The organism is Enhygromyxa salina (assembly GCF_000737335.2).
GTDB classification, from domain to species: Bacteria; Myxococcota_A; Polyangia; order Nannocystales; family Nannocystaceae; genus Plesiocystis; species Plesiocystis salina_C.
Window position 1 is genome coordinate 25,466 of the sequence record NZ_JMCC02000071.1, and the last position, 25,808, is coordinate 51,273.

General features: G+C 67.6%; 17 protein-coding genes. 11 read left to right on the top strand and 6 right to left on the bottom strand.

Translation table 11 applies throughout. The features are described from left to right. Positions 1-26 precede the first annotated feature (26 nt). Positions 27-3,455, bottom strand: coding sequence for a DUF4388 domain-containing protein (locus DB30_RS25240; RefSeq protein ID WP_052553461.1), 3,429 nt, complete (start codon positions 3,453-3,455; stop codon positions 27-29). Between the two features lie 308 nt (positions 3,456-3,763). Between DB30_RS25240 and DB30_RS25245 the strand changes: the two genes are divergently transcribed. After that, positions 3,764-4,882: a rhomboid family protein gene (locus DB30_RS25245; protein ID WP_052553463.1), complete on the top strand. Its 1,119-nt coding sequence runs from the start codon at positions 3,764-3,766 to the stop codon at positions 4,880-4,882. 2,712 nt (positions 4,883-7,594) lie between these two features. Here the strand turns inward: DB30_RS25245 and DB30_RS25250 are convergent. Continuing rightward, on the bottom strand, positions 7,595-8,266 hold the full coding sequence (locus DB30_RS25250; RefSeq protein WP_146660526.1) for a 16S rRNA (guanine(527)-N(7))-methyltransferase RsmG: 672 nt from the start codon (positions 8,264-8,266) through the stop codon (positions 7,595-7,597). 38 nt (positions 8,267-8,304) lie between these two features. On the opposite strand from DB30_RS25250, the gene DB30_RS25255 reads away from it, so the two are divergent. Genes DB30_RS25255 through DB30_RS25270 form a run of 4 tightly spaced genes read left to right on the top strand, consistent with a single transcriptional unit; the run spans position 8,305 to position 12,006 of the window. Next, on the top strand, positions 8,305-9,501 hold the full coding sequence (locus DB30_RS25255) for an aminotransferase class I/II-fold pyridoxal phosphate-dependent enzyme (RefSeq protein ID WP_052553467.1): 1,197 nt from the start codon (positions 8,305-8,307) through the stop codon (positions 9,499-9,501). Further along, positions 9,498-10,235, top strand: a complete 738-nt coding sequence (bioD, locus tag DB30_RS25260; RefSeq protein ID WP_052553470.1) for a dethiobiotin synthase — start codon at positions 9,498-9,500, stop codon at positions 10,233-10,235. Before DB30_RS25255 ends, bioD begins: the two co-directional genes overlap by 4 nt. Positions 10,236-10,295: 60 nt before the next feature. Next, positions 10,296-11,333 (top strand): hypothetical protein, encoded by a 1,038-nt coding sequence (locus tag DB30_RS25265; RefSeq protein ID WP_052553472.1) that lies wholly within the window; start codon positions 10,296-10,298, stop codon positions 11,331-11,333. A 1-nt stretch (position 11,334) separates the two neighbouring features. Then, the gene (locus DB30_RS25270) at positions 11,335-12,006 is read left to right on the top strand and encodes a thiamine phosphate synthase (RefSeq protein ID WP_052553474.1); all 672 of its coding nucleotides are present in this window, start codon (positions 11,335-11,337) and stop codon (positions 12,004-12,006) included. A gap of 345 nt (positions 12,007-12,351) precedes the next feature. On the opposite strand, the gene DB30_RS25275 is transcribed toward DB30_RS25270, so the two are convergent. Together DB30_RS25275 and DB30_RS25280 are read right to left on the bottom strand one after the other, a co-directional pair. Next, positions 12,352-13,641: a LeuA family protein gene (locus DB30_RS25275; RefSeq protein WP_146660530.1), complete on the bottom strand. Its 1,290-nt coding sequence runs from the start codon at positions 13,639-13,641 to the stop codon at positions 12,352-12,354. Between the two features lie 47 nt (positions 13,642-13,688). Then, the gene (locus DB30_RS25280) at positions 13,689-14,888 is read right to left on the bottom strand and encodes an acetyl-CoA C-acetyltransferase (RefSeq protein ID WP_052553475.1); all 1,200 of its coding nucleotides are present in this window, start codon (positions 14,886-14,888) and stop codon (positions 13,689-13,691) included. Between the two features lie 96 nt (positions 14,889-14,984). On the opposite strand from DB30_RS25280, the gene DB30_RS25285 reads away from it, so the two are divergent. From DB30_RS25285 to DB30_RS25295, 3 genes are read left to right on the top strand one after another with little or no spacing between them, the layout of a single operon-like run. Beyond that, positions 14,985-15,728 carry a hypothetical protein gene (locus DB30_RS25285; RefSeq protein WP_052553477.1) on the top strand — a complete coding sequence of 248 codons (744 nt, stop codon included), beginning with the start codon at positions 14,985-14,987 and terminating at the stop codon, positions 15,726-15,728. Positions 15,729-15,762: 34 nt separating this feature from the next. Continuing rightward, positions 15,763-17,907: an excinuclease ABC subunit UvrB gene (gene uvrB, locus DB30_RS25290; protein ID WP_052553495.1), complete on the top strand. Its 2,145-nt coding sequence runs from the start codon at positions 15,763-15,765 to the stop codon at positions 17,905-17,907. 16 nt (positions 17,908-17,923) lie between these two features. Continuing rightward, a complete protein-coding gene (locus tag DB30_RS25295; protein ID WP_052553479.1) occupies positions 17,924-18,325 on the top strand; it encodes a helix-turn-helix domain-containing protein in 402 nt (133 codons plus the stop codon). On the opposite strand, the gene DB30_RS25300 is transcribed toward DB30_RS25295, so the two are convergent. Both DB30_RS25300 and DB30_RS25305 read right to left on the bottom strand, forming a co-directional pair. Continuing rightward, positions 18,322-19,578 (bottom strand): hypothetical protein, encoded by a 1,257-nt coding sequence (locus DB30_RS25300; protein WP_146660531.1) that lies wholly within the window; start codon positions 19,576-19,578, stop codon positions 18,322-18,324. The two genes, DB30_RS25295 and DB30_RS25300, sit on opposite strands and share 4 nt — an antisense overlap. A gap of 51 nt (positions 19,579-19,629) precedes the next feature. After that, the gene (locus DB30_RS25305; protein ID WP_052553483.1) at positions 19,630-21,564 is read right to left on the bottom strand and encodes a serine/threonine-protein kinase; all 1,935 of its coding nucleotides are present in this window, start codon (positions 21,562-21,564) and stop codon (positions 19,630-19,632) included. 391 nt (positions 21,565-21,955) lie between these two features. Here DB30_RS25305 and DB30_RS25310 point away from each other — a divergent pair, with 391 nt between their 5' ends. From DB30_RS25310 to dnaX, 3 genes are all read left to right on the top strand, one after another. After that, complete coding sequence (locus DB30_RS25310; protein WP_052553485.1) at positions 21,956-22,186, top strand: hypothetical protein; 231 nt, start codon at positions 21,956-21,958, stop codon at positions 22,184-22,186. Between the two features lie 108 nt (positions 22,187-22,294). Then, a complete protein-coding gene (locus DB30_RS25320; protein ID WP_052553487.1) occupies positions 22,295-23,881 on the top strand; it encodes an alkaline phosphatase family protein in 1,587 nt (528 codons plus the stop codon). Positions 23,882-24,182: 301 nt separating this feature from the next. After that, positions 24,183-25,808: DNA polymerase III subunit gamma/tau (gene dnaX, locus DB30_RS25325; RefSeq protein WP_052553489.1), on the top strand; the 1,626-nt coding region annotated here is incomplete at its 3' end.

The following is a 25,808-nucleotide window of genomic DNA, read 5'->3' on the forward strand; positions in this document are numbered from 1 at the left end:
GCCCGGCCAACGAGCCGTGCGCGCGCTTAGTTGCCCAGCTCGCGCTCCAAGCGGGTGACCGAGGTCTTGACCGCGGCGGCCTGCCTGCCGTTGGGGGACAGCTCGAGATACCGCTGGTAGGCCTCGAGCGCGCCTTGCTTGTCGTCGGCGACCTCGAGCAGGGCGCCGAGTGTGGAGAAGATCTCGGGGAGCTCGGGGTCGGCCATCTTGGCCCGACGTGTCGCGGCCAACGCCTCGTCGATCTTGCCTTCGTTGACCAGGATCTCGGCGCGCAGCAACAGCGCTGGGGCATGGTTGGGCGCGACTTCGAGGATCTCGCCGATGATCTCGATTGCCTTGTCCTTGCGGCCGAAGCCCTTGAGGAAGTTGCGGGCGGTCTTGAGCTTGTCCTCGATCTCGGTGAGCTGTGCCTCGGTGAGCTCGCCGTGGGTGGGTTCGGCCGTGTCGGCCTCGCCGCCCTCGTCGGACCCCGCGGCGTCACCGTTCTCAGGTGGGGCTGCAGCTGTGTCCGCCACGGGGTTGGTTCCGGCGTCGGACGCTTCAAGCTCCGCTTTGCCCGTGTCTGCCTTTTCCAAAGGCTTGGTGTCTGGAGGCTTGGGGTCGGCGCGCGTGGTGGCGTCACCGTTGTCGCTGGCACCGCCGCCGAAGATCTGATCCTTGAACGCGACCCCGGCGACGATCACCGCGATGACGGTGGCCGCCGCGATCCAGAGCCCAGCCTTGGATGAGCCCTCATCGCCAGCCGTGGGCGGGGTCATGTCGGGGGACTCGATGCCAACGTCGACGGGCGTCTCGTAGTCGCGGACGAGCGCGGGGACCTTCTCGGTTGATAGCGCCGACTCGCGCCGTAGTGCGTCGCCGTCGTCGGCTTGGGGGCGCGCTCGCCTTGCGATGAGTGACTCGTGGGCCGGCTCGGCGATCTTGACTTCGAACGAGGCGAACTCGTCGTCTTCGCTCGCCGCCGCCGGTGTGGCGGGCAGCGGGGCGGGCGTGGACGCGGGCGGGGGAGCGCTCGAAGTCGCGGGGGTTGGCTCGCGATCGCGGCGGCCGATCTCGCCAGAGGTGGCGCTGCGCTCGGTGGAGTCGATCGCCCACGCGGGCGGCTCGTCGCTGACCGGCTCCGCGCTGCTGACAGGGGCCTCGTTGGCCGCGGGCTCCGGCGTCTCGTCGTCCGGCGGCTCGTCGCCTGGCGCCTCGATGATCGGGGTCCCGTCGAGGGGGGTGTCCGCTACTGGCGACGCCGGCTTGTCGGGCTTTGGACCAAAGTCGAGACCGAGCTCGGCGAGGCTTGGTGGCTTGCGCCAAGACTCGGTTCGCGGGGCGGGGCTCGCGAGCCGGCGCGGCTCGGGTTGGCGCGACGCGGGGTTGCTCGGAGGCGTGAACGCCCGACCTGGCGCAGAGTCGCTGCGAGCGCTGGGGGCCACGGGGGCCGACGCGCCGACCGCTGTGCGGTGATCGGTGGCGAGCTGCGCGGCGCTCGACTGCGCGGCTTCAACCTCGGCCTCGCTGGCTTGCGCGTCCACGTCGTCGTCGTCGTCGTCGTCGTCGTCACCTTCTTTAACGACGGGAGCCGGGCGTGGCGCGAGAAACATCGACTCGGTCTGGCTGCGGCTGCGCTGGCGCTGATCCACCATGCGCACCGCCTCTTCGACCGACGCGGCGACCAGCGGTTGCGCGTTGTCGCTGTTGTTTTCGCTGTCGTCGTCGTCGTCGTCGTCGTCGCTGACGACAGGGCTCGGCAATGGACTGAGCCCAGAGTGTTCCGAGCGACGCAGCGCCGCGGCTTGATCTTCCGCCTCTCGACGATCGACCTCGGCGATGACCCGCTTGCGCGCGGCCTCTTCTTGCTCGATCCGATGCTTCGCCGCTTCGAGCTGACGGCGCTGGGGATCGTCGGGGCCGGGATCAATCGCTTCTGTGTGGGCGAACGCGCCGCTGTCGCTGGCCGAGTCGACGATGTCGGCGAGCTTGCGATCGAGGGCCTGAAGATGATCGGGTGCCCGCGGCCGGGGAGGGGGCTCGGGGAGGCCGCCGGGGATCGGTGGCAGCGGCTCGTCATCGACGGGCAGCCCCGTGTCGGCGGCCGAAGGCGGTGGACTCCACGCGCCGCTGATGCTGCTGAGCCGCAAGTTGAGCGCCGAGTTGGAGGCGTCGGGCGTGGGCTGGGGCTCGCCGACGTCTCCGCCGTTCTCGAGCGCTTGGAAGCGGTTGGCGATGTCCCGAAACATCGGGTCATCGTCATCGTCGTCATCGTCGACGTGAGGATCGTGGAGGGGTGTGAGCCCCTCGCCGAGCGAAGGGGTCTCGTCGGGCAGCCCCGCGACGAGGCCGTCGCCTTCGAGGGGCGGCGCGGTCTGGTGCGGGTAGCTTGGCATCGGGGGCACCTCGACCGGGACCGCGTGGGGCCCAGACTCGTGGGTGACCTTGGCCGGCTTGAAGAACGAAGAGGTGCTGGTGGGGACGTCGCCCCAGGCCTCGAGCTGCAGCGCGGTGTGGCTGTCGCCCAGGCGAATCTCGCTCGAGTCGTGGTCGAGCGCGGGCGAGAGCAGGCCCTGGAAGAACAGGGTCGAGATCGCCTCGAGGGCCTCGAGGTCATCTTTGCCGGTCTCGTCGACGACTTCGATGATCGTCCGACGGCCGTCGAAGCGCCGCAGCACCTCCTGCAGCTCGGGCGACAACAGATCATCGGGCAGATCTGCGATCGCGGCGCGGTCGACCCCCAGGACCTCGTCGAGCGCGGGCAGCTGCTCGAGCAGCCGGCCCCACTCGTCGACCCGGCGCATGCCCTCCATGAGCAGGCCTTGGGTCGACTCTTTGATCACCGGGTTGCGGTTGATGTTCTTGAACTCGACCGCGAAGCTGCCATCGGCGAGACCGAGCAGCCGGTACACCGCTTGTTCGGCCTGCAACCGGCCCATCTCGGCGTCGATGATCGTGCCGTCGCGAAACCAAATTGTGGCTTCGCCAAGGTCGGTGTCGAAGTCGATCGTGCCGCTCTTGCGAGAGATCTCGATGGTCTGAAACAGGTCGACCACGGCCATGTCGGCGAGGTGACCCGTGAACTTGGTCCGCGCCGCGTTCTTGCTCTCGAGCTTCTCTCGCTGCTTGCGCTGCATCAGCATGCGCAGGCGGGTCGTTACCTCTTTAATATAGATGGGCTTGACGAGGTAATCCTCGACCCCGAGCTCGAGGCCGCGGACCTTGTCTTCGATCGCCTTGGCCGAGGTCAGGAACACGAAGGGGATGCCGGCCCACTTGGCGTTCTTCTTGACCTCCGTACAAAAGGCGAAGCCATCTTGGCCAGGCAGGCGCGTGTCCGAGATGATCAGATCCGGCTCGCCATGCTCGAGCACGAGCAGCGCCTGATCGATGTCTTCGGCAGTGGTCACAGAGAAGCCTGCCTTGCGCAGGCTTACCTCGAGCACCCGTCGACTGCGGGTGTCGCCGTCGACCAACAGTAGGTTTTGCCTCGGCAAATTAGGTCGGGCTCCTCCAGAAGAGCGGCGGATCGTGGCCGCACGACCAAACCAAGGCACCATAGCAACGCCGCCGGACGGGCCGCAAGCCGGAGGTCCAGGTGGCCCGCGAGTCCGTGGAGGGGCGGACTCGCGCCCTACACGCTATTCAGGCATGGTGGCCCGCCAGTAGACTTTTAGGGGGTCAGGGGTCCGCATGCGAACAGCCAATCAAAGCTGGTTCGGTCGGCCGCGGGGGCCCGGGTCCTTCTAGTAGGTTGAGTGGGAGACTTCGGGTAGGGTCGCGCATGGCCTGGAAATCGCGGTTTCGGGCGCGACCGGCGACCGTGGGCTTGATCGCCCTGTGCGGGTGCGCATTCGTGGCCTGCGTGGTGGCCGTGGTCTTGCGGTCGCCAGAGCCAGTTTCAGCGCTCCGCCAGAGCCTGTGGATGCTGCCCGACGCCGAGCTGTTGGAGCGCGCTGGGGCTCTGACGGCGACACGAATCTGGCTAGATGAACAGTGGTGGCGCGTGCTCACAGCCGGCTTTTTGCATGGATCGTGGCTGCACTTCGGCCTGAACATGCTGGGTCTGTGGACGGTGGGCGAGTGGGCGGAGAAGGCGTGGGGGCGGTGGCGGATGCTGGCGCTGTTCCTGGTCTCGAGCGTGGGTGGGTGTTTGAGCTCGCTCGCGTGGGCCGAGGCGCCGATGGTGGTCGGGGCATCGGCGGGGATCTTTGGTGTCGCGGGGGCGCTCGTCGTCGCGCGGGCTTGGGGGTGCGCGCAGGTGCAGGCGGCGTTGGAGCCGATCTCTGCTCGGGTGTTGGGATTCTGGCTGGGGTTTTGGCTGGCGGTTGGCGCGGCGTTGCCGCTGGTGTTCGACAACTCGCCGCTCGCCCAGGCCGGGCATGTCGGTGGGCTGGTGTTTGGGTGCGCGATGGGGTGGGGGCTCTCTCTCTCTCCAGAACGTCGTTCCTGGCGAGTTGCGAGCGGCGTTGCGGTGATCGGTGGGCTCGCGGCCGTGACGGTGGCGTCACATGCGCCAACTTGGCGGACGAACTACCACGTGTTCACACACTTGGACTTGGGCGCGCAGCAGCTGGCGGCCGAGCGGTACGATGAGGCGGTCGAGCACTACACGGCTGCGCTCACGCTTGCGGCCGATGATGTCCAGGATAACGCGATCGCATACACGTTCGCCGAGGAAGGGGTCGAGCTGGGTTGGGCGGAGATGCTGGTTCGCAGGGCGCTCAGGGTTGAGCCCGAGGAGCCGAACTATCTCGATACGTTGGGGTGGATTCAGTGCAAGCGAGGCTTCGTGGATGACGGGCGGGCCACGCTCGAGCGCGCGCGGTTGTTGACGGACGAGGACATTCCAGAGATCGCCGAGCATATCGAGCGGTGCGACCTGGTGAGTGGCGAGGACTGAGTGTTTCACGTGGAACCGCGTGTGTGCTGGTGTTGATGTTTGGTTGCTTGGTTGTTTGCGGGGGTGTGATTGGCCGATGAGGGGCCGCGCACGGGCTGCAGACGGCCTCAACCCGGCTAGGTCTACTCCAGTCTCGTGACCCCGCTTCCTCTCGTGTCTTCTCATTGGCCCGACGTTGCTTCTCTTCGTTAGTCTCCACGTGCGTAGATACGCCGGGTTGAGGCCGTCTGCGGCCTTGTGTGCGCTCTGCGTTCCTGGGGCCTGGCTCCGCTCTGGGTCGGAGGGGGGTCTTGTGGGGGAGCGGCGGCAGCCTCGCTTTGGAGGAGGTTTTGCGGAGGCCTTCGTCGGACGGCTTCGCTGAAGCACTCTGTGGACCCCATTCGACCTGCGGAGGTGGATGCGGAGACCTCCAGAGTTCGGAGTTCAGTGCCCGGAGGGTGGTCTTGTGGGGGGGCGGCGGCAGCCTCGCTTTGGAGGAGGCTGCCGCGGGGGCCTTCGTCGGACGGCTTCGCTGAAGCACTTTGTGGACCCCATTCGGTGGGGCGGCTCGACCTGCGGAGGTGGATGCGGAGACCTCCAGAGTTCGGAGTTCAGTGCCCGAAGGGTGGTCTTGTGGGGGAGCGGCGGCAGCGTCGCTTTGGAGGAGGCTGCCGCGGGGGCCTTCGTCGGACGGCTTCGCTGAAGTACTTTGTGGACCCCACTCGGTGGCGCGGCTCGACCTGCGGAGGCGGATGCGGAGACCTCCAGAGTTCGGAGTTCAGTGCCCGGCAGAGGTGAGCGTCGAGCGGAGTGCGGAGGCGGCGGAGCCGCGGGAGCCTCACTTCGGAGGAGCCTTTCGCGGAGGCCTTCGTCGGGCTTCGCTGAAGCCCTTTGCGGACCCCATTCGGTGGCGCGGCTCGAGCCCGACTTCAGGAGCATGGTCCGGAGTCTCGGGGAGCCCAATGTCGGCCCCCAGTGCTCGAGGAGGAGAGCTGGGTCGACCTGTGTTCCACGTGGAACACCTCGAGGCCCACTGGCCTGGCTGAGGTGCCAAGATGCCCCGATGCCCCCCGCTAGAGTGGTAATCAGGTTGAAGTCGCGCCTCACTTTGGGCCTTCAGCTGAGCCCCGGTAGGTCGTCTGCCTCTTCTGGGGGCAGCGGTGCGCAAGCGGGAACGGTGCGTTCGGCTCAGCTCCGGTAGGCCGCCCGGGACTCTGTGTGGGTCAGTTGGATGACCTCACGGACAGGGGTGACCTCGCAAAGGTCGGAGACCCTGCGAGGTAGGGACCTGCTCTGTTGTGCTCCGTTGGGAAGGCTGGCGACGGCTCGAGTGCTCCGTCGCCTTGTTCTGACCTCCCCCAGAAGATCTCCTTCCAGTCTTCCCGAGGGCCTGCACGCCGCCCCTGCGCGCCCGCTGGAGCGCCGAGCAGGTTGGAATTGCGTCAGGTGCGTCTGACCCCACACCTGCCGTTGTCGCTCGGCGCTCAAAGTACGCCCGATAGCTTCGGGCTCGGTCCTAGCCAGGAACGGCCCCTGACGCCCCTGACGGCGCGACTTCAACCTGATGGGCGCTCTAGCGGGGGCGCATCTTGGCACCTCAGCCTTGCGAGTGGGCCTCGAGGTGTTCCACGTGGAACACAAGTCGATTCAGCTCTCCTCCTCGAGCACTAGGATCCGACACTGGGTGGCTCCCCCGAGACTCCGGACCATGCCGGACCATGCTCCTGAAGTCGGGCTCACTGAACTGGGGAGGTCTCCGCACTCTGACCTCCCCAGGTCACTGAGCTCCACCCGGTTCCAACCTCCACAGATCTCCCAACCCGGTCCCAGCCTCAGCAGGTCCCTCACCTCCCAGGGTCTCCGAGCTTTGCGAGGTCACCCCTGTCCGTGAGGTCATCCAACTGACCCACACTGAGTCCCGAGCGGCCTACCGGGGCCGCTGCCCAGACGAAGCAGACGACCTACCGGGGTTCAGCCGACCAGCAGAGTCCCGAGCCTGCAGCCCGTGTCGGCAAGCATCCAGAGGTCCGACCGACCGGCATCCACGCACGAGCGACGAGCGATCAAGAGACGCGCATGAGGTCCCCTCGCCAAGAGCCCGGTCCAGTCTCAGCGCCGCTACCTCAATTGAGGAGCCGCAGCTCGGCCTCGAGCAAGCGCCGGATCGCGGCGGTGCCACCGCACACGTAGAGCCGCCGAATCAGCGGCTCGAGCAAGCCTGATCGACGACATCTATTTTTGCCGGTCAACGACAACTAGAACTGCCGGTGCAGACCAGCCAATCGCGCGCGCGACGCTGGGGTTCAGGAGCCCACAGCGTGGTCACGGACGAACAAGTACGGCAGCTCCTGAAGTGCGGCTCGAGCCGCGCCCCTCGTCCGCAAGCGATGGGTTCCACAAAGAGCTTCAGCGGACCCGTCCGACGAAGGCCTCCACAATAGCTGCCGCCGCTCCCCCACAAGAGCCCCCTCCGTCCCAGAGCGGAGCCAGGCCCCAAGAACGCAGAGCGCACACAAGGCCGCAGACGGCCTCAACCCGGCGTATCTACGCACGTGGAGATGAGCGAAGAGAAGGGCGGTCGGGCCAATGAGAAGACACGAGAGGAAGCGGGGTCACGAGACTGGAGTAGACCTAGCCGGGTTGAGGCCGTCTGCAGCCCGTGCGCGGTCCCCCATCGGCCAATCACACCCCCGCAACCAACCAAGCAAGCAACCGACGGATGCACCAGGACCCTCAGACGGAAGCCCCAGCCTCACCAGCGCCCACTGTTCCACGTGGAACATTCTCCACGCCCACGGCCGACCACCGGTCCCCGTCGACCCGGCCCAACACACGAACGCCCTCAGGCGGAACCTCCCCCGCTCCAAGGTGCAGACAAATCATGCCACCCGGACGCACCCAGGGTCGCGCCTCGGCGACCCAGCGCTCGGGGGCAAACACCGCCCGCGCACTCGCGGCGTCAAATCCAGGTTCCAGCGCACCGCCCTCGATCGGCTTCCACTTTCCCGCCTCCACACGCCCACGCAGCACCTTCGCGTCTTGCCGGCCGATCCTCGCGAGCGCCAGCTCGAGCCCGCTCGCTCGCTTGGCCCGAGGTTCGACGAGCACGAGCCGAACCTCGAGCCACGCGGCCAGAACCAATCCCGGGAAGCCGCCGCCACTGCCAACGTCGAGCCAGCGGCCGCCGCCGATCCCCAATCGTTGCGCGAGCGCGACCACCTGAAGCGCCTCGACAATATGCGAGTTCAGCGCCGCCTCATCTGCGCGGCCCGTCAGGTTCATCGAGCGCGCATAAAACTTGAAAAAGTCTTTTAATATCAGTAGTTTATCTATGCGCCCCGTCGTCGCCTGTAGCCCGAGTTGCTCACACGCATCACGCAGTACTGCCTCGCTCACGGCGAGCATCTTGCCACGTTCGTCTCTGACCGGTTGGATCGCCGCTCGTGACTCCACGAGTTTCGCCGCCCTCGCCGGGCAACCACGCGCTCGACGAGCGGCTTCGGGTCGCGCTCGAGCGCGAGCGTGAACAGGCGCTCGAGCGTCGATGCCCCGCGCCAACCGAGCGGCGTGGACTTCACTACCGGCTTGGAGATCGCGAGGTCGTCAGCTTCTGCAGCAACGACTATCTGGGTCTGGCCGAGGAGCGACCCCCTGCGCCACTGCAACCTTCGGGAGCGGCGGCGTCACGCCTGGTGTGTGGTGACATGCAAGTCCACCGCGACATCGAGCATCGGTTTGCAACCTCGATGGGCTTCGAGGACGCGGTCCTGTTTCCGAGCGGGTTTCAAGCCAACGTGGGTGTGCCGGCGTCGCTGCTGCAGGCCGGCGACCTCGCCTACAGCGACGCGCTCAACCACGCCAGCCTGATCGACGGACTGCGGCTGAGCAGCGCGACGCGACGGATCCTCGGGCACCTCGAAGCGCCACCTCGTGCCGAGCCGGCCGCGGTCCGCTGGTGGTTCGTCGAGTCAGTGTTCTCCATGGATGGCGACGGCCCCGCGCTGGCGGACCTGGACACCCACCTCGCGCTGGGCGGGTGCGTGTATCTGGACGAGGCCCACGCGCTTGGCCTGTACGCAAACGGTCGGGGCCGCGCCGCTCAAATGTCGCATCGGCCGACGATCCTCGTCGCTCCGCTGGGCAAGGCGCTCGGCTGTGCCGGCGCGTTTGTCTGCGCGTCCTCGCAGGTTTGCGCGTGGATACGCGGACATGCCCGGGCCTTCGTGTTCACCACGGGGGTCTCGCCCGTCCTGATCCCCCGAATCGCCCACGCGCTCGAGCTCGTCGCGGGGCCCGAGGGGGATCGGCGGCGTGAGCTGCTGTGGCGCAACGTCGAGGCGCTGCGAACCCTGCTTGGCGAGCGCGCGGGGCTGGGCGGCTTGGAGCGCCATGCCTCGCCGATCCTGCCGGTCTTGGTTGGTGACAACCGGCGCGCGCTCGCGCTGTCGGCCGAGCTGCTGGACCGCGGGTGGCATGTCCAAGCGATCCGGCCGCCGACCGTCCCCGAAGACGGCGCCCGGCTGCGGATCACCGTGAGCGCGGCGCACGAACCACAGACGGTCGAGCGGTTCGCGCGAGACCTCTGCGAGCTGTTGGATCGCCACGGCTTGGCCAGCGCGAGCTCGAGGTGCGAGCCATGAGCGAGCGCGTGTTCCTCGTCGGCACCGACACCAACGCTGGCAAGACCATGGTCGCCTGCGCGCTGCTGCGCTCGGCCGCGCGGGGGGGGATCCGTGTGGTCCCGTTCAAGCCAGCGGAGTCTGGGCCGGCCGGCCCCAACAGTGACCGCGCCCGCCTGTTGGCGGCCTCGGTGCTCGATCGCGGCGAGCTCGACGAGCTCTCACCGCTGAGGTGGCCCAAGCCGATCGCGCCGGGCCTCGCTGATGACCCCAATCCGTTCTTGGGTCGTGGCTCGTCCGTCAGCGACGTCGAGTCGATGCTTGGCCGAGCCCGGTGGGCATTGGCCCGGCTCGAGCAGCGCCACGAGGCGCAGATCAGCTTGGTCGAGGGGGCCGGCGGTCTGCTGGTGCCGATGCCCGGGGGCAGCTGGCTGCCGGATTGGATCTCGGGCCTGCGGGCGCGGCCGCTGATCGTCGCTCGCGCCGGGCTGGGGACGATCAACCACACGCTGCTCACGATCGAGTCGCTGCGGATCCGCGAGCTCGAGCCCTGCGGCTTCATCTTCACCCAGTTGCTCGCCCGCGACGACCCGTCGCGCTCGCACAACGCCACGGTGATCGAGCAGCGCAGCGGTGTGCCCTGCCTGGGCAGCCTGCCGTTCCTTGGCCGTCCGCCGGTCTTCCCCGCCGACGACACCTGGCTGGTCCCAGACTTTTGGTCGCGGCTGCTGGGGTCGTGGACGGGCGTGACGTAGTCCCCCGACTTTTGGTCGTGGCTGCTGGGGTCGTGGACGGGCTTGGCGTAGTCTGCGGGAGTGTCGTCGCGCAGCGTGACCCTCACGTTGGCCCTGGTTGGGCTGCTCATGACCTCCGTCGCCTGCAAGGGGATCGAGCCGCCCTATCCGCCGGGGCAGGTGCCCGAGGTCAACGCGCTGATGCTGGCGACCGCGCCCGCGTTGCAGTCGATTCAGGTCCCGCGCGCGAAGGTACGCCAGGGGGGGGGCCCCGCCGCGAGCTTGATGTTGGTCGCCCAGGCGCCGGCCCGGTTCAGCGGGACGATCCAGATCTCGGGCAACGAATTGGTCACGCTGGTCGTGAACGAAGACGAGTACGGCCTGCGCTGGGTCGGCGCGCGCGAGGGCGCCAAGTCGCTGACACCCGGCTACTACTCTGGGCCCCCGTCGCGCTGCGCAGTCGAAACCTTGCTTGGTGTCAGCCTCGAGCCCGAGGCCTTCGTCGAGATGATCCTAGGTGGCGCCCCGCTGATCGACGGGCCGCACCAAGTCCTGGATCGCAAGTGGGACCGCAAGGCCGGACGCGAGCGCCTGCGGATCGCCAATGATCGCTACGAGCAAGAGCTGTCCTTCGCGTGGATCGACAAGCCCAACGCGGCCAACGGCCACTGGCAATTTGCGGGGGCCAGCCTGTGGGCGGTGGGCAGCGGGGGGGCGCCCACCTGGCTGTGGACGATCAGCCACGAAGAGCTGCACATGGTCGACGGGGCGGTCTTGCCGGCCAAGACCCAGATCCGTCAGCCCAAGCCGAACGGTCGGGGCGAGGCGGTGATCAACGTGAGCTTCCAAAAGCAGGTGCCCAACCCTCAACTCGGCGGCGAGCTGTCCGCCGATCCACCGCCCGATGACGCTGGGCCCGGCGGCGAAGACGGGGCCAACGCGGGTGACGAGTGGGACGACGACTGGGGCGACGACGCGGACCCAGCGGGTGGTGACAGCGACGATGGCAGTGTGGATGCAGGCGCCGACGCGGAGCCGCGTCCGCCAGCGATTCCGGTTCAGTTTGTCGGCAACCCGACGGGTCTGACCCCGCGGGGGGATCTGTGCGCGGGGCGCTGACGTGAAGATCTCTGGGCTCTACGCGATCCTCGATCTCCCCGGCCGCCACTCGCTCGCGCCCGCGACGGTGCTAAACGCGTTGATCCTTGGCGGCGCGAGCGTCATCCAGCTGCGCTCGAAGCACGCGCCCTTGGAGCCAGAGTTGGTGGCTGCGCTCGGGCGCCAATGCATGGCGGCGGGTGTCCCGATGATCCTCAATGACGAGCTCGAGCTGGCCGAGCGCCGGATCCCCGGGGTCGCTGGCGTGCACCTTGGACAGGGGGATCTCTCGCGGCTCGGGCTCCCGAGCGAGGGTCGAAGCGACCGGCGATCGAGCTTGCGCGCAGCCGGCCTGTGCCTGGGGATCTCGACCCACGACCTACGCCAGCTGCGCGTTGCGATCGACGAACTCGCGCCGGACTACGTTGGCTTTGGTCCCGTGTTCTCGACTGCGAGCAAGCCCGATCACGACCCCGTGGTCGGCCTCGAGGCGCTGGCCCGCGCCTGCGTGCTGTCGCAGGTGCCCGTCGTTGCGATCGGTGGTGTGAACCTCGACAACGCAAAAGCCCTCTCGCGCTGTGGTGCCGCTTCGATTGCGTCGATCGGCGCCGTCGCGGGACCGAGCGCGGCGGTCATCCGCGAACGAACATTCGCGCTCTCTCGGGCGTTCGCAGGTGTGCTGAATAGCCAGTGATCCAAGTGGCAATCTTCGAATGCCACGACAACGATGTCGTGCTTTGGCTGGGGGCTCGACCCCACGCCAAAAATATCGCCGCCAAAAAATCGCCAAAAATTTGCAGAGCCGCAGATCCGTGTCCAAATCAATTGCATGGACTATGTGCGCAGCGCTGCAGGGACTCGGGTGCCCAAGCTGACCGCTGGGGCCAAACGTGGACTGCGAACCGGCCCATTGCCAAGCGTGCCTTGGCGGGCGTTGGACCGGCGCAGCGCCAGCCTCGAGCATTACCTTCCGCTCTGGTTGCTGACTGCGTTTGGGCTGCTGGCTGGCATTCAATACTTGTTGCTGTACTGAACTCGCTCAGCCTTCATAGCCGCGCACGGCCTGCATGACTTCATCGTCGCTGAGGATGTGATCCGTCGCCTTGGCGGCGTCGAACACATGCTTCACCAGACCGTCGTTGGGCGTGATCCCCCGGTGTAGTAACCAATAGCGGACGTTGGACTCGCCGGACATGAAGCCGATCTCGATGCTCTGCTGCTTCCCGAACCAGTTGGCTGGGACCCCGCTGTAGATCCGATCCGCGAGGTCGTCGTCGCCCTTGTTCATGGCCTTGATGACGGCCGCGGCGTGGACACCGGTGGCCGTTCGGAACGCGTCGGCGCCGACCAGCGGGTATTGAGGGTGGATCGGCACTTCGCAGGCGTGGGCGACGGCCTCGCACCAGGGCACGAGCTTGCTGAGGTCGTGGTCCGGCAGCTCACCGAGCAGCTTGAGGTTCATGAGCGTGAGGTCGAGCGAGGCGTTGCCGACCCGCTCGCCGATCCCGAGCGCGGTGCCATGAATGCGGTCAGCGCCGGACTCGAGCGCGACGATGTTATTGGTGACACCGAGGCCACGGTCGTTGTGACCGTGCCAGTCGATGCCGACGTCCGGGGCGCGGATCGTCTCGAGCAGTAGGCGGGTGAAGCTGACGAGATCCTCGACCCCGGCCGGCGTGGCGTGGCCAACCGTGTCGCACAGGCACAGCCGCTTGACGCCATGTTCGACGGCGCAGCGGAACAGCTGGTCGAGCACGGTGGGCGTCGAGCGGGTCGTGTCCTCGGTGACGAAGCACATCGGGAGCCCGCGCTTTGCGCACAGCTCGGCCGCCAGGATCGTGCGCTCGAGCAGGGTCGAGACCTCCCAGTTCTCCGTGTAGAGGCGGATCGGACTCGAGCCCAAGAATGCGTAGACCCAGATCTCTTGGCCGGTCGCGTCGGCGATGTCGGCGACGGCGTTGATGTCCCGCTCGTGGGTTCGGGCCGCGCAGGCGTACTCGATGCCAAGCTGCTCGCGCTCGGCAAAGTTGATCAGGGCGGTCACGTCGGCGATCGCCCGCGGCCCCGCGCCTGGCAGGCCGAGGTCCGCGGCGTCGATCCCCAAGGCCGCCGTGAGCCGCAGGATCTCTTGCTTCTCTTCGAGCGAGGGATCCCGGACCGAGGGCGACTGGATCCCGTCGCGCAGGGTCTCGTCGAAGAAGCTGATCTTGCGGTGGACCAGCGGACTCAGCGGCCCCCGCCGATTGCGGCTGTTCCAGTCGTAGACCAGATCGGCGGCGCGGGGCTCACGAAGGTCGTCGGGGGTTGGCTGAGTCGGATGGTCCGGCATGGTCATTGTCCTGTTCCGGTGGTGCGGCTCCGGGCGTCAACGAAGCATCAGCAGCGCTCGAGCACCAGCGCGATGCCCTGGCCGCCGCCGATGCAGGCGGAGCCAACGGCGTACTTGCCCTCGCGGCGACGCAGCTCGTGGGCGAGGTGGGCGGTGATCCGCGACCCCGAAGCCCCGAGCGGGTGACCCAGGGAGATCGCCCCGCCGTCGACGTTGACCTTGGCGCGGTCGAGCTCGAGCTCTTTTTCGCAGGCCAGGTACTGCGGCGCGAAGGCCTCGTTGATCTCGATCAGGTCCAGCTCGGCCAGGCTCAGACCGGCGCGATCGAGGGCGCCGCGGATCGCCGGGACCGGGCCGATGCCCATGATCTTTGGATCGACGCCCGCGACATGCCACTGGACCAGGCGGGCGAGCGGCGTGAGGTTGTGGGCTTTGACGGCCGCTTCGCTGGCCAGCACGATCGCCCCAGCCCCGTCGCAGATCCCCGAGGCGTTGCCGGCGGTCACGACCCCGGTCTTGCCAAACGAGGTCCGCAGCTTGGCCAGACTGGCCAAGTCGGTCTCGCGGCGCGGGTGCTCGTCGGTGTCGACCGTGACGCTGCCGCGCCGGCCCTCTATGGTGACCGAGCAGATCTCGGCGTCGAACCGGCCAGCGTCTTTGGCGGCTGCCCACGCCTGTTGGCTGCGCAGCGCATACGCGTCGCATTGCTCGCGGGTGATCCCGTGCTGCTCGGCCAAGTTCTCCGCGGTGCGGCCCATGGCGCAGCCGGCGTAGCTGTCGGTCAGCGAGCTCCACAGCGCGTCTTCGAGCTCTGGGTTGACGCCGAGTCGCGTGCCCCAGCGCAGGCCCCGAGTGACGTGCGGGGCCTGGCTCATGCTCTCGGTGCCGCCGGTCAACACGAGCTCGGCGTCACCTAGCAGGATCTCTTGGGCGCCGTTGACGACCGACTGGAAGCCCGAGCCACACAGGCGATTGACGGTGAGGGCGGGCACGGGGATCGGGACGCCGCTGCGCAGGCCCACGTGCCGGGCCATGTAGATCGCATCGACGGAGGTCTGGGCGACGTTGCCAACGATCACGTGATCGATCGTTGCCGGGTCGACGCCGCCAGCTTCGAGCGCCGCCTTTGCGGCCACGACCTGCAGATCGATCGCCGAGAGATCTTTGAAAGCACCACCAAACGCCCCAAAGGGGGTGCGCTTGGCGCTGACGAGGTAGACGGCACGAGACAGAGGTTTTTTCGCCATTCAAGGCTTAGTATGCCACGCAGCCACCCCCTCTCATTCGAGCCCCGGGGCCCCGCAGCTGCGATCGAGCGGGGCTTACTCACGATCCCGCACGTCATGCAGGCACTCCTCGCCCTCTCGCTGATCTCGAGCACCATCAGGACGGGGCCGGGCGCGGTGGGCGAGACGCACAGTGAGGTCGCGGTTGCACAGGCTCCTCGGCGCGCACCAGCGAGCTCGCCGGGCGCCGGCTTGCATCGCTATTTGCAGCGGCCGGTCCCGCGCAGCGCTCGATTCTTGGATCACGGGGTGATCTCGCTGGCCGCGGCTGGCGGGACCCCGCACATTTACCGCTTGGATCTGCGCGTGGGCCTGTTCGACCACGTGAGCGTGGGCGTGACGGCGAACTGGTTGCCGGGCCAGCGCGCGCCGCAGGTCTGGCCGGTCGGGGCGATCGCGATCTGGCGCTGGCGCGGGGTGAGCGGACTTGGCGTTGAAGTGGGCGGGCACTATCGGCCGGTGTTGTTTCCGTCGGTCGACCCGGAGGTGCACTTTGTCCCGCAGACCCAGCTGGGGTTGGCGAGCGTGGTGCTGTCGTCGGGGCTGTTCTCGGCCGGGCTCGACTTCGGCGCCGCGCACACCCGGATCCCCGTTGTCGACCCGAATGACGGCCTGTCGTTTCGACGCCGCGCGGTGTTTGGCGGCGGGGCGTTTGCTCGGGTCGGCAACCGCCGCGCGGGCCTGACCGCCGACGCGCTCGCGGTGCTCGGCCCGGAGCCGCTGCTGGTGTTCGAGCTGGCCGTCGAGCTGCGCTTTGGTGCGTTCGAGGACCGCCCGCGCGGCGGCTGGCGCGAACTCTGACAGCCGGTCGGCGCCCGAGTATGGTCTGGCCATCATGGCTCGCCGCACCGCTAGCTCGGCCGAAGAAGCGTGGAAAGAATCGTCGCAGATCGACGAGGCCGAGCTGGGCTGGGATCTCGACAATCCCGTGCGTCCGGCGATCGCGGCGGACCGACCGTTCACGCTCGTCAGCGAGTTCGAGCCGGGCGGCAGCCAGCCACAGGCGATCGCGGAGCTGACCTCGGGGCTCGAGGGTGGGGACCCCGCGCAGGTGCTGCTTGGGATCACCGGCTCGGGCAAGACCTTCACGATCGCCAACGTGATCGCCAAGGTCCAGCGGCCCACGCTGATCCTGGCCCACAACAAGACCCTCGCGGCCCAGCTCTACAGCGAATTCAAGGCGCTGTTTCCAAATAACGCGGTCGAGTACTTCGTGTCGTACTACGACTATTACCAGCCCGAGGCCTACGTCGCCTCGACCGACACGTACATCGAGAAGGACTCGAACATCAACGAGCAGATCGATCGCATGCGTCACGCGGCGACCTACTCGTTGCTCTCGCGGCGCGACGTGATCATTGTTGCCAGCGTCTCGTGCATCTTTGGTATCGGCTCGGCCGAGGCTTACTACGGCATGGTCGCGCCGATCGCCGTGGGTGAAGAGCTCGATCGCGACGTGCTGTTGCGCCGCTTAGTTGCGATGCACTACGAGCGCAACGACGTCGACTTTCACCGGGGGACCTTCCGCGTGCGCGGCGACGTCGTGGAGATCTTTCCCGCCTACGAAGACGACAGCGCGGTCCGGATCGAGTTCTTTGGCGATGAGGTCGAGGCGATCCGCGAGGTCGATCCGCTGCGCGGGACCTCGCGCGGCGAGATGAAGCGCGTGACCTTGTTCCCGGCCAGTCACTACGTCACGCCGGCCAGCAAGATGCGCTTGGCGATTCAGGGTATTAAAGAAGAGCTGGCCCAGCGACTTCCGCAATTGCGCGAGGACATGAAGCTCGTCGAGGCCCAGCGGCTCGAGCAGCGCTGCATGTTCGACATCGAGATGCTCGAAGAGATGGGCCGCTGCTCGGGGATCGAGAACTACTCGCGGCATCTGTCTGGGCGCAACCAGGGTGATCCGCCGCCCACGCTGATCGACTACTTCCCCGACGACTTCTTGTTTGTCATCGACGAGTCCCACGCGACGATGCCCCAGGTCCGCGCGATGTATCGCGGCGACAATGCCCGCAAGACGACCTTGGTCGAGCACGGGTTTCGGCTGCCGTCGGCGCTGGACAATCGGCCCTTGAAGTTCGAGGAGTTCCAGGAGCGGGTCAAGCAGGTGATCTACGTCTCGGCGACGCCCGGCGACTACGAGCTCGACCAGACCAGCGGGGTCGTGGTCGAGCAGATCATTCGGCCGACGGGGCTGCTCGATCCGCCGATCGAGGTCCGGCCGATCGCCGGGCAGGTCGACGATCTGCTCGATGAGATCCGCGCGCGGGTCGACCGCGACGAGCGGGTGCTGGTCACGACCTTGACCAAGCGCATGGCCGAGGATCTGACCGAGTACTACGCCGATCTGGGGATCCGCGTGCGCTACCTGCACTCCGACGTCGACACGCTCGAGCGCGTCGAGATCATTCGTGATCTGCGGCTCGGTGAGTTTGACGTGCTGGTTGGGATCAACTTGCTGCGCGAGGGTCTGGATCTGCCCGAGGTCTCGCTGGTTGCGATCCTCGACGCGGACAAAGAGGGCTTCTTGCGGGCCGAGCGAAGCTTGATGCAGACCTGCGGCCGCGCGGCGCGGAACCTCGACGGTCGCGTGATCATGTACGCCGATCGGGTGACCGACTCGATGAGCAAGGCGATCGCCGAGACCGAGCGGCGGCGCGCGATCCAATCCACGTACAACGCCGAGCACGGGATCACCCCACGCAGCACCCGGGCCAAGATCTCGCCGATCGAGCAAGACAAGCCGACGCCCGGGGCCGCCCGCGGTCGGACCAAGCGAGGCGCGGGCGCCAACGAGCTGCCGGTTGGGCTCGACCGCGCGGGGGATCAGGACCTGCTGCCGAGCGAGCTGTCCGAGCGGATCGAGGAGCTCGAGCAACAGATGCGCGCGCTGGCGAAGGAGCTGCGCTACGAGGAGGCTGCGCAGCTGCGAGATCGGATCCGCGTGCTCGAGGTCCGCAAGCTGGAATTCACCTAGAGTAGGATCCGGGAGCGTGCAAGACGGCGACAAACAGCGGCTGCGAGGTCGACCCCGCGATGATCGGGAGTCGGTCGAGCGGCAGTACATGACCGAGCTTGGCAAGCGGATCCGCAACGCTCGCGAGACGCGGGGCATGACCCAAAAGCAGGCGGCCCAGGCTGCCGGAATCGCGACCGACATGATCTCCAGGCTCGAGAACGGTCGCTATCAGAGCCCGGGGCTGCGGACGCTGCTGCGGATCGCCGAGGGGCTTGGGGCCGCGGTCTCGGAATTGTTGCCCGACAGCGGCGCCGAGCCGCAGGCGAGCACGGCCGAGCTGTCGCAGCGGGCCCGGATGATCGCGCTTTCACATCGCGCCGAGCCGCGCGACCTCGAGCTGATCGTCGAGATCGCCACGCTGATCGTGAATCGCTAGAACCGCAGGGTCACGCCGCCCAGCCCAGGCGTGACGCGGACGATCGGGCGCGCCTCGTGACCTCGAGACTGTTGGACGTGCTTGGCACGTCGCGCGTGGCGAACGCTCACGAGTCCGACGACCAAGGTGGTGATCGCCAGCCCCGCGCTCACGCCCCCGACCACGGCCGCGCCCAGGGCGTAGCGCTTGTGGGCGCGTCGGTGCGCGTTGGGATCGCCGATCGGAAAGTCGGGCGGGCACGAGTTGTTCTCGAACTGATAGCAGCTGTCGGTCTGAAACCGCTGCCGCTCGCGCTGCGCCAGCAGCCCCAAGCTCAGGGCACCGATCCCACCCGCGCCGCTCAGGCCCACGCCCACCCAGGTTGTGTGGCGCAGCCCGAGCGCGAGCCGGGCGTGGGCGCGGGCGGCCTCGAGCTGGGCCTTGGTCGGACCCGAATTGACGACCGGCTTGGGCCCGGGGTCGCGGGGCAACGCGGGCAGCAGCGCCCGGAGATCCACGACGAGCATCTCGCCCGTCGACAGCTGGTAGGTCTCTCGCCCGCGGACCCCCTGCTCGTCGACGACCTCGATCTCGATCTCGCCGGGGAGCACCAAGATCGGGAACGCGTCGAGATCCACCGACCGACCTTGCACGAACAGCTGCGCCGGTGGACGCGAGGGGGAGAAGCGCACGCCCTTGAGCACCGCGACTTGCTTGGTGAGCGCGTCGATCGATCGCTGGGCTTCTTCGACCAGCGCCTGCGTGGGCGCGGGCTCGGCCAAGAAGCGCTCGTAGGTCTCGATCGCGGTGAGCGTGGCGCCAGCTTGCTCGAACGCGAAGGCGGCGTTGAACAGCGCCTCGGAGGTTGGCTGCAGATCGTAGGACCGCAAGAAGGCTTCGGCCGCCGCTGCGTAGTCGCCCGCCTGGCCCAGCTCGTAGCCGCGGGCGTACCATTCTATTGCGGTCTCGGGTGCGGTCTCGGGCGCGGTCTCAGTCTCGGGTGCGGTCTCGGGTGCGGTCTCAGTCTCGGGTGCGGGCGTGGTCTGTGGGGGCGGGGACTCGCCTCGTTGTTCCGGGCCCGCTTCGGGTGCGGTCTCCGACGAGAGCTCTGGGCTGTCCTCGCCGCCGCGATCGGGTGGCGCCGCGCGTGCGATCGTGGGCATGGCGCAGCTCAGGCTCACGACCAGCGCGAGCGTTTGGCGAGCGAGCGACCGCGCGCTCGTCGACTTCATCCAGCGGAGCTCGAGCCCCGCGTCTCCCTCGTGACGCCTCACGCCGGCGCAGCTTACCGCGCCCGGCCCCGATCGGTGGTTTCACGCCACCGCTCAGCCGCCAGACTCGCGCAAGCTGTCCGGGACCGGCTGGAAGCCCTTCTTGACGGGCTCCGAGCCGGTCTCGCCGCTGTCGGCCGAGGACCCGCCCTTGCCGGGCTGGTGCGGGCGCTTGTTCGGCTTGTTGTTTGGTTTGTTGCTTGGCTTGTTGTTCGCCTTGTTGCTGGGCTTGCTCGTCAGCTCCAAGTCGGACGCGAGCGGCTGCAGCCTGGTCGAGAAGCTCTGGTCGTTGGTGGGGGGCAGCTCGAGCGGATAGGGCTCGTAGCCATCGAGCAGCAGGCGGATGTCGACGGGCGCTTCACCGATCGGCACGAACACGGAGACGGGCGTGAGGCCACGATCTTCCCCGTCGATCAACACCTGCGCCCCCTCGGGCTTGGTCGAGAAGTACCAGCGGATCATGCCCGCGGGCCGCTGCGGGATCGGTGCGTAGTTGGCCGCAGCCAGAGAACTTGGCGCAGGCCGAGCCGCGGGCTCCGGGTCGGCCGCGGGGCTTGGCTCGGGTGGCTTGGCGGTGTTCGGCTGCGACGTTGGCTGCGAGTCCAGCATCAACATCGCCGCGACGGCGATCCCCGCCCCGAGCATGGGGAGCAGCAACCACATGCTCCACTGGGCGAGCGGGTGGGGTCGATTCGCAGCGGGCACAGCCTCGAACTGCGGGTGAGACTCAGTCTGCGGGCGCAGGGTCTCGGGCGAGTCGCGCGTGGCTGCGCCGGTTGGCGTGAGCGCCAGCTCGGCGAACGGCGGGGTGACCGGGTTCGAGCCCGTGGGTGGGCGGCCGAGCACCGCTGTGTCAACCACGATCTGACGGGCGCCGGAGCTCAACGCGTCGTGTTCGCCGGTTCGTCGCAGGGCCGCGCGTGCATAGTTGACGCGGCCGGAAAAGAACCGACGCATCAGCTTGCCGAGGTAGCTGCGCGGCTCGTCGCCCGGCAGCTCGTAGGCGAGGCGGAGCAGTCGCTTGACCTCGCCCAGCATCTCGTTGGTGTCGGCGTGACGCTGATCTGGATTGGTGGCCAACGCTCGGGCCAACAGGGCCTCGAGGGCCTCGCGGAGGGCGGGGTGTCCGTCGAGCTCGGGCCGCGCGTCGCCGAGCGGCGGGATCACGCAAGCGATGACCTTCTCGAGCGTCGCGGCCTCGCTCGAGCACGCGAACAGCCGCTCGCCAGTGAGCAGCTCCCAGAGGATGACCCCGACCGCGAACAGATCCGTGCGGTGGTCAACGCGCCCGTCGCCGCGGGCCTGCTCGGGGGACATGTACGCGAGCTTGCCGCGCAGCTCCCCGGTTCGAGTGTTCGACGCCTTGCCGGCGGCCTTCATGATCCCGAAGTCGCCGACCTTGGCCCAGCCGTTGAGGTTGATCAGGATGTTGTGCGGCGAGACGTCGCGGTGCACGAGCTCGTAGGGCCGGCCGTCGGCGTCCTCGAGCTCGTGGGCAGCACCGAGCCCAGCGAGGGTGTCGGCGACGATCTGCAAGACCACGGGGATCGGCAGCTGCTCGCCCTTCAAGGCGCGCACGAGCGCAGCGAGGTTCTCACCCTCGATGAACTCCATCACCATGTAGTAGACGGAGTCGCTCTGACCAAGATCCAGGATCTCGACCACGTGCGGATGATGAATGCGCGCGGCGATCCGGGCCTCGTCGAGGAACATGCCCACGAACTCGGCCTCGGCCGCGAGGTGCGGGTGAATGACCTTGACGGCGACGATCTTCTCGAACCCAGCCTTGCCCTTGGCCCGGCCCAGGTACACGGTCGCCATGCCGCCGTGCGCCAAGCGGTGGATCAGCTCGTAGCGTCCAACCCAGCGCTGGGAGAACACCTGCTCGACCTCGGACCGCGCGGCCGAAGGCCCCTCGCGCGGCGGGATCGCGTCGCGCGGCGGAATCGCATCGCGCGGCGGGATGACCTGGGTGTCGGGCTCCAGCATGGCCGGTAGGGTCGCCAGACCACGGCCTGACCCGGTTGCGCGGGGCCGGGGTGGGCCTGGTTCGCCGAACGACAAACATACGCCAAAGCGCTGTTTGGGTCACCAAAGGGATGACCACTCTCGCCGACATTGCGCCGTCGGCACGGGAGGAGATCTCGGAGATCTTTTCCACAAGCCAAAATATCACTGATGAGTCTACACATTGGATAGTGAATCAGTCGGTGGTGCGTGGAATTCGTGACACTGAATTTATGTAATGTTATCGATCACTTGGATCGCGTTATCCACAGGATATTGTGTCCGCGTTAGCTCCGCACCACAACATCTTGTGGAATGAGGCTTGCGTGTCAGATCCGGTTGGCGTACAGGTCGAGACAAGGCAGCGACAGACATGGCCAAGCGACAAACCCGCCGAAGCATCTCCGTCAAGGGCATCACCTATCAGCGTCTCAAGGATTTTTGTGACGCGACCGGGTGCAGTGTCAGCGGCTATCTCGAGGAAATTATTGCGGAAAAGCTCGACGCGGCGGGCGCACCTGTGCCGACCGTGCTGAAGGCTCGCCCCGAGCGCAAAGCGGAGAGCGAGCCCGAAGAGATCGTGTCGCAGCACTTCACCTTTTGAGGTGGGGCGCGCGCCGGGTCTCGTTGAGGCGGTTGTTGCCGCATCGTTGCGCGGCGGTCTCACCGCGGGCTCGACGTCGAGTCGCTCGCCGTACGATGGTCATCACCCGTGACCAAGAAGTACCTCGACTCGGTTCGCAAGTTGTTGTCTCGCCGCCGCGCCCTGCAGGGCATGTCGGCGCTCGTCGGGGCCACGGCGATCGGGTGTGGCAATGACGCTGTCGGCGAGGGCGAGACCGGGACCGAGTCAGGCGAGTCGGGTGGCGATGGGGATGGAGACACCGGGGATGGTGATGGTGATCCCGGCGATGGGGACGGCGACGGCGACGGGGATGGAGACACCGGCGACGGCGACGGCGACGGGGACGGGGACGGGGACGGCGACGGTGATGGAGACACCGGCGACGCGTGTGCGGACGACACCGATCTGACCGCCCAGCAGGCGCTGGCCAACGTCGAGCACATCATCGTCCTGTGCATGGAGAACCGCTCGTTCGATCACTACTTCGGCGCGCGGCAGCTGCTCGAAGGTCAGGCCGACATCGAGGGTCTGAGCGGGGACGAGAGCAACCCCGACGCCCAAGGTGAGCCGGTGTTCGTGGGCAAGCTCGACAACTTCGAGCCGGAGGATCCGCCCCATCAGTGGGATGCCGTCCACGCCCAGTGGAACAACGGCGCCCTCGATGGCTTCGTGACCGAGCAGATCAGCACCAACGGCGAGTCGCTCAAGCACGAGGTGATGGGCTACCACAACCGCGAGGATCTCCCGGTGTTGTGGGCCTTGGCCGACGAGTACGCCCTTTGTGATCACTGGTATTGCTCGTTGCTGGGCGGCACCTGGCCCAACCGCTATTACCTGCACGCCGCGAGCTCGAGCGGGCGCACCTCGAACGTGCCCGCGTTCCCGCTACCCCAGTCGATCCAAGACGTCTGCGACGACGCCGGGATCTCCCACAACAACTACTATGGCGACGTGCCGTGGAAGTGGGGCGCGTACCCGGTGGTCGGCTTCTCTGGCACCGACTCCATGGACGAGATGTTCGATCGGATCGACGCGGGCACGCTCGAGCAGGTCGTGATCATCGATCCAAGCTTCACGAGCAACGACGATCACCCGGCCCACAACATCGAGCTCGGGCAGGCGTTGATCTCGACGATCTACCAAGCACTCGCGCAGTCGTCGTATTGGGACAAGCTGCTGTTCATCATCACCTACGACGAGCACGGCGGGTTCTATGATCACGTCCCCCCACCGACGACACCCGACGCCGTCGGCCCCGAGTTTGGCCAGCAAGGTTTCCGGGTCCCGGCCGTCGTGATCGGCCCGCACGTGCGCAAGGGCTGCGTCGTCCACGAGGTGCTCGATCACGCCAGCTTCCCGGCCACGGTCACCCGCAAGTTCGGGTTGCCCGAGCTCAATGAGCGCGCAGCGGGTGTCAACGATCTCGCCGCGTGCATCGACCCGAGCAAGATCGACGCCCCGGTGCCGCCCTCGCCGCTCCCCAAGATCGTGATCGACGTTAAAAAAGTCATGGCCCGCGTCGGCGTAGAGAGCTCGCAAGAAGAGCTGATGCGCGCCACCGGCAACTGGCCGATCACCCCCGAATTCACCGCCGCCGAGCGGGCGCGAATCCTGCGGCTACTCGAGCGCGGCGAGCGGCTCGGCGCCCTCGAGCTACGCAACCGCCCAACCTGAGTTCGTCGCAAACCAACGCCCCGTGCAAGGGGGGCACGCTACGCAGCCCCGAGTCGGCGAAGCCCGCGCGTACACGTCCGCCGAAGCCCAATACACGTCCCCCGGACCCCAATACACGTCCACCGAAGCCCACGTAGACGTCCGCCGAAGCCCGCGTAGACGTCCACCGAAGCCCACGTAGACGTCCACCGAATCCCACGTAGACGTCCACCGAATCCCACGTAGACGTCCACCGAACCCCACGTAGACGTCCACCGAACCCCACGTAGATGTGGGGGTCTAAAGAAGCTACGTTGGGCCCGTGGCCTACCTCGCTCTCGCGCGCAAGTATCGACCGCAGCGCTTCGCCGACATGATCGGTCAGGAGCACGTCACGCGGACGCTCGAGAACGCGATCCGAACCGACCGAGTCCACCACGCCTACTTGTTCTGTGGGGTCCGCGGTCTGGGCAAGACCACGGCCGCGCGGATCCTGGCCAAGGCGCTGGTCTGCGAGCAGGGCCCGACGCCCGAGCCGTGTAATCAGTGCGCGCAGTGTGTCGGCGTCAACGAGGGGCGCTCGGTCGACGTGATCGAGATCGACGGCGCGAGCAACAACTCGGTCGACGACATCCGCTCGCTGCGTGACCAGGTCAACTACCTGCCCCAGTCGGCGCGCCGCAAGATCTACATCATCGACGAGGTCCACATGCTCACGCAGCAGGCCTTCAACGCGTTGCTCAAGACGCTAGAAGAGCCGCCGCCGCATGTGACGTTCATGTTTGCGACTACGGATCCGCACAAGGTCATCCCCACGATCTTGTCGCGGGTGTCGCGGCTCGACTATCGGCGCGTGCGGGCGGCGACGCTGGTCCCGTATCTGCAACACATCCTCACGCAAGAGCAGTTCGCGGTCGAGCCGGAGGGGCTCACCGTGATCGCGCGCTGCGGCGACGGCTCGGTCCGCGACTCACTGACGCTGCTCGACAAGGTCATCGCGTTCGCGCAGGACCCCACCCAGATCAAGACCGAAGAGGTGCTCACGGTGCTCGGTCAGGCCGGGCGCTTCTCGATCGCGCAGCTGGTCCAGGCGGTGCTCGATCGTGACGCCTCGCAAGTGCTCGAGCGCTTCGAGTCGCTGACGTCGGTCGGCAGCGACTTGATGCAGCTGGCCGTGGCGATCCTCCAGCACCTGCGCGACCTGGCCGTGGTCCGGCTGACGGGGAGCCGCGCGGCGCTGCTCGACATGAGCGACGATCTGTTTGACCAGCTGCAGAGCCAGGCCGCAGCGGTCGAGCCCAGCGTGATCGCGCAACACTTCGATCGCTTCGCGCGGGTCGTCGACAACCTCGAGAACAGCCGCGTCCCGCGATTGGTGATCGAGATGGGCCTGCTCGAGCTGTGCAACGCCGAGCCGTTGATCCCGCTTGGGGATCTGGTCGCGCGGCTCGACGCGCTGGCGGCAGGGCGCGGCGGCGGTGGGTTCGCTGGCGGCGGCGGTGGTGGGCGTGGACGCGCCGCGCCGCGTGGACGTGAGCGCCGCGCCGAGGGCGAGGACCCACAAGCTGCGTACAGCGTGGCTGGCCAAAATTCCGGTGGTCAGCCCGCGCCGCAGCAACCAACCCCAGAGTTCGTGAGCTCGAGCGCGCCGCCGCCCTACGTGGGCCCAGCCAGCCCCGACGCGCGCGCTCGAGACCAGGCTCACGCACAGCAGCATCACCCCGAGCCACGTCAGCCGCTAAGCCGCCCGCAGGAGCAGGACGACGAGGAGCAGCACATCAACATGCTCGAGCAGCTCGCCCGTGACGCGGGCCTGCTGCCCGCGAGCGAGCCGACTCCCGCGGCTCGATCCGCGCGACCCGTGCGCGAGGAGAGTCGCCCGTCCGCCGTTGAGCCAGTCGCGCAGCCCTTCCGCGCAGCCGAGCCCGCGCAGCCCTTCCGCGCAGCC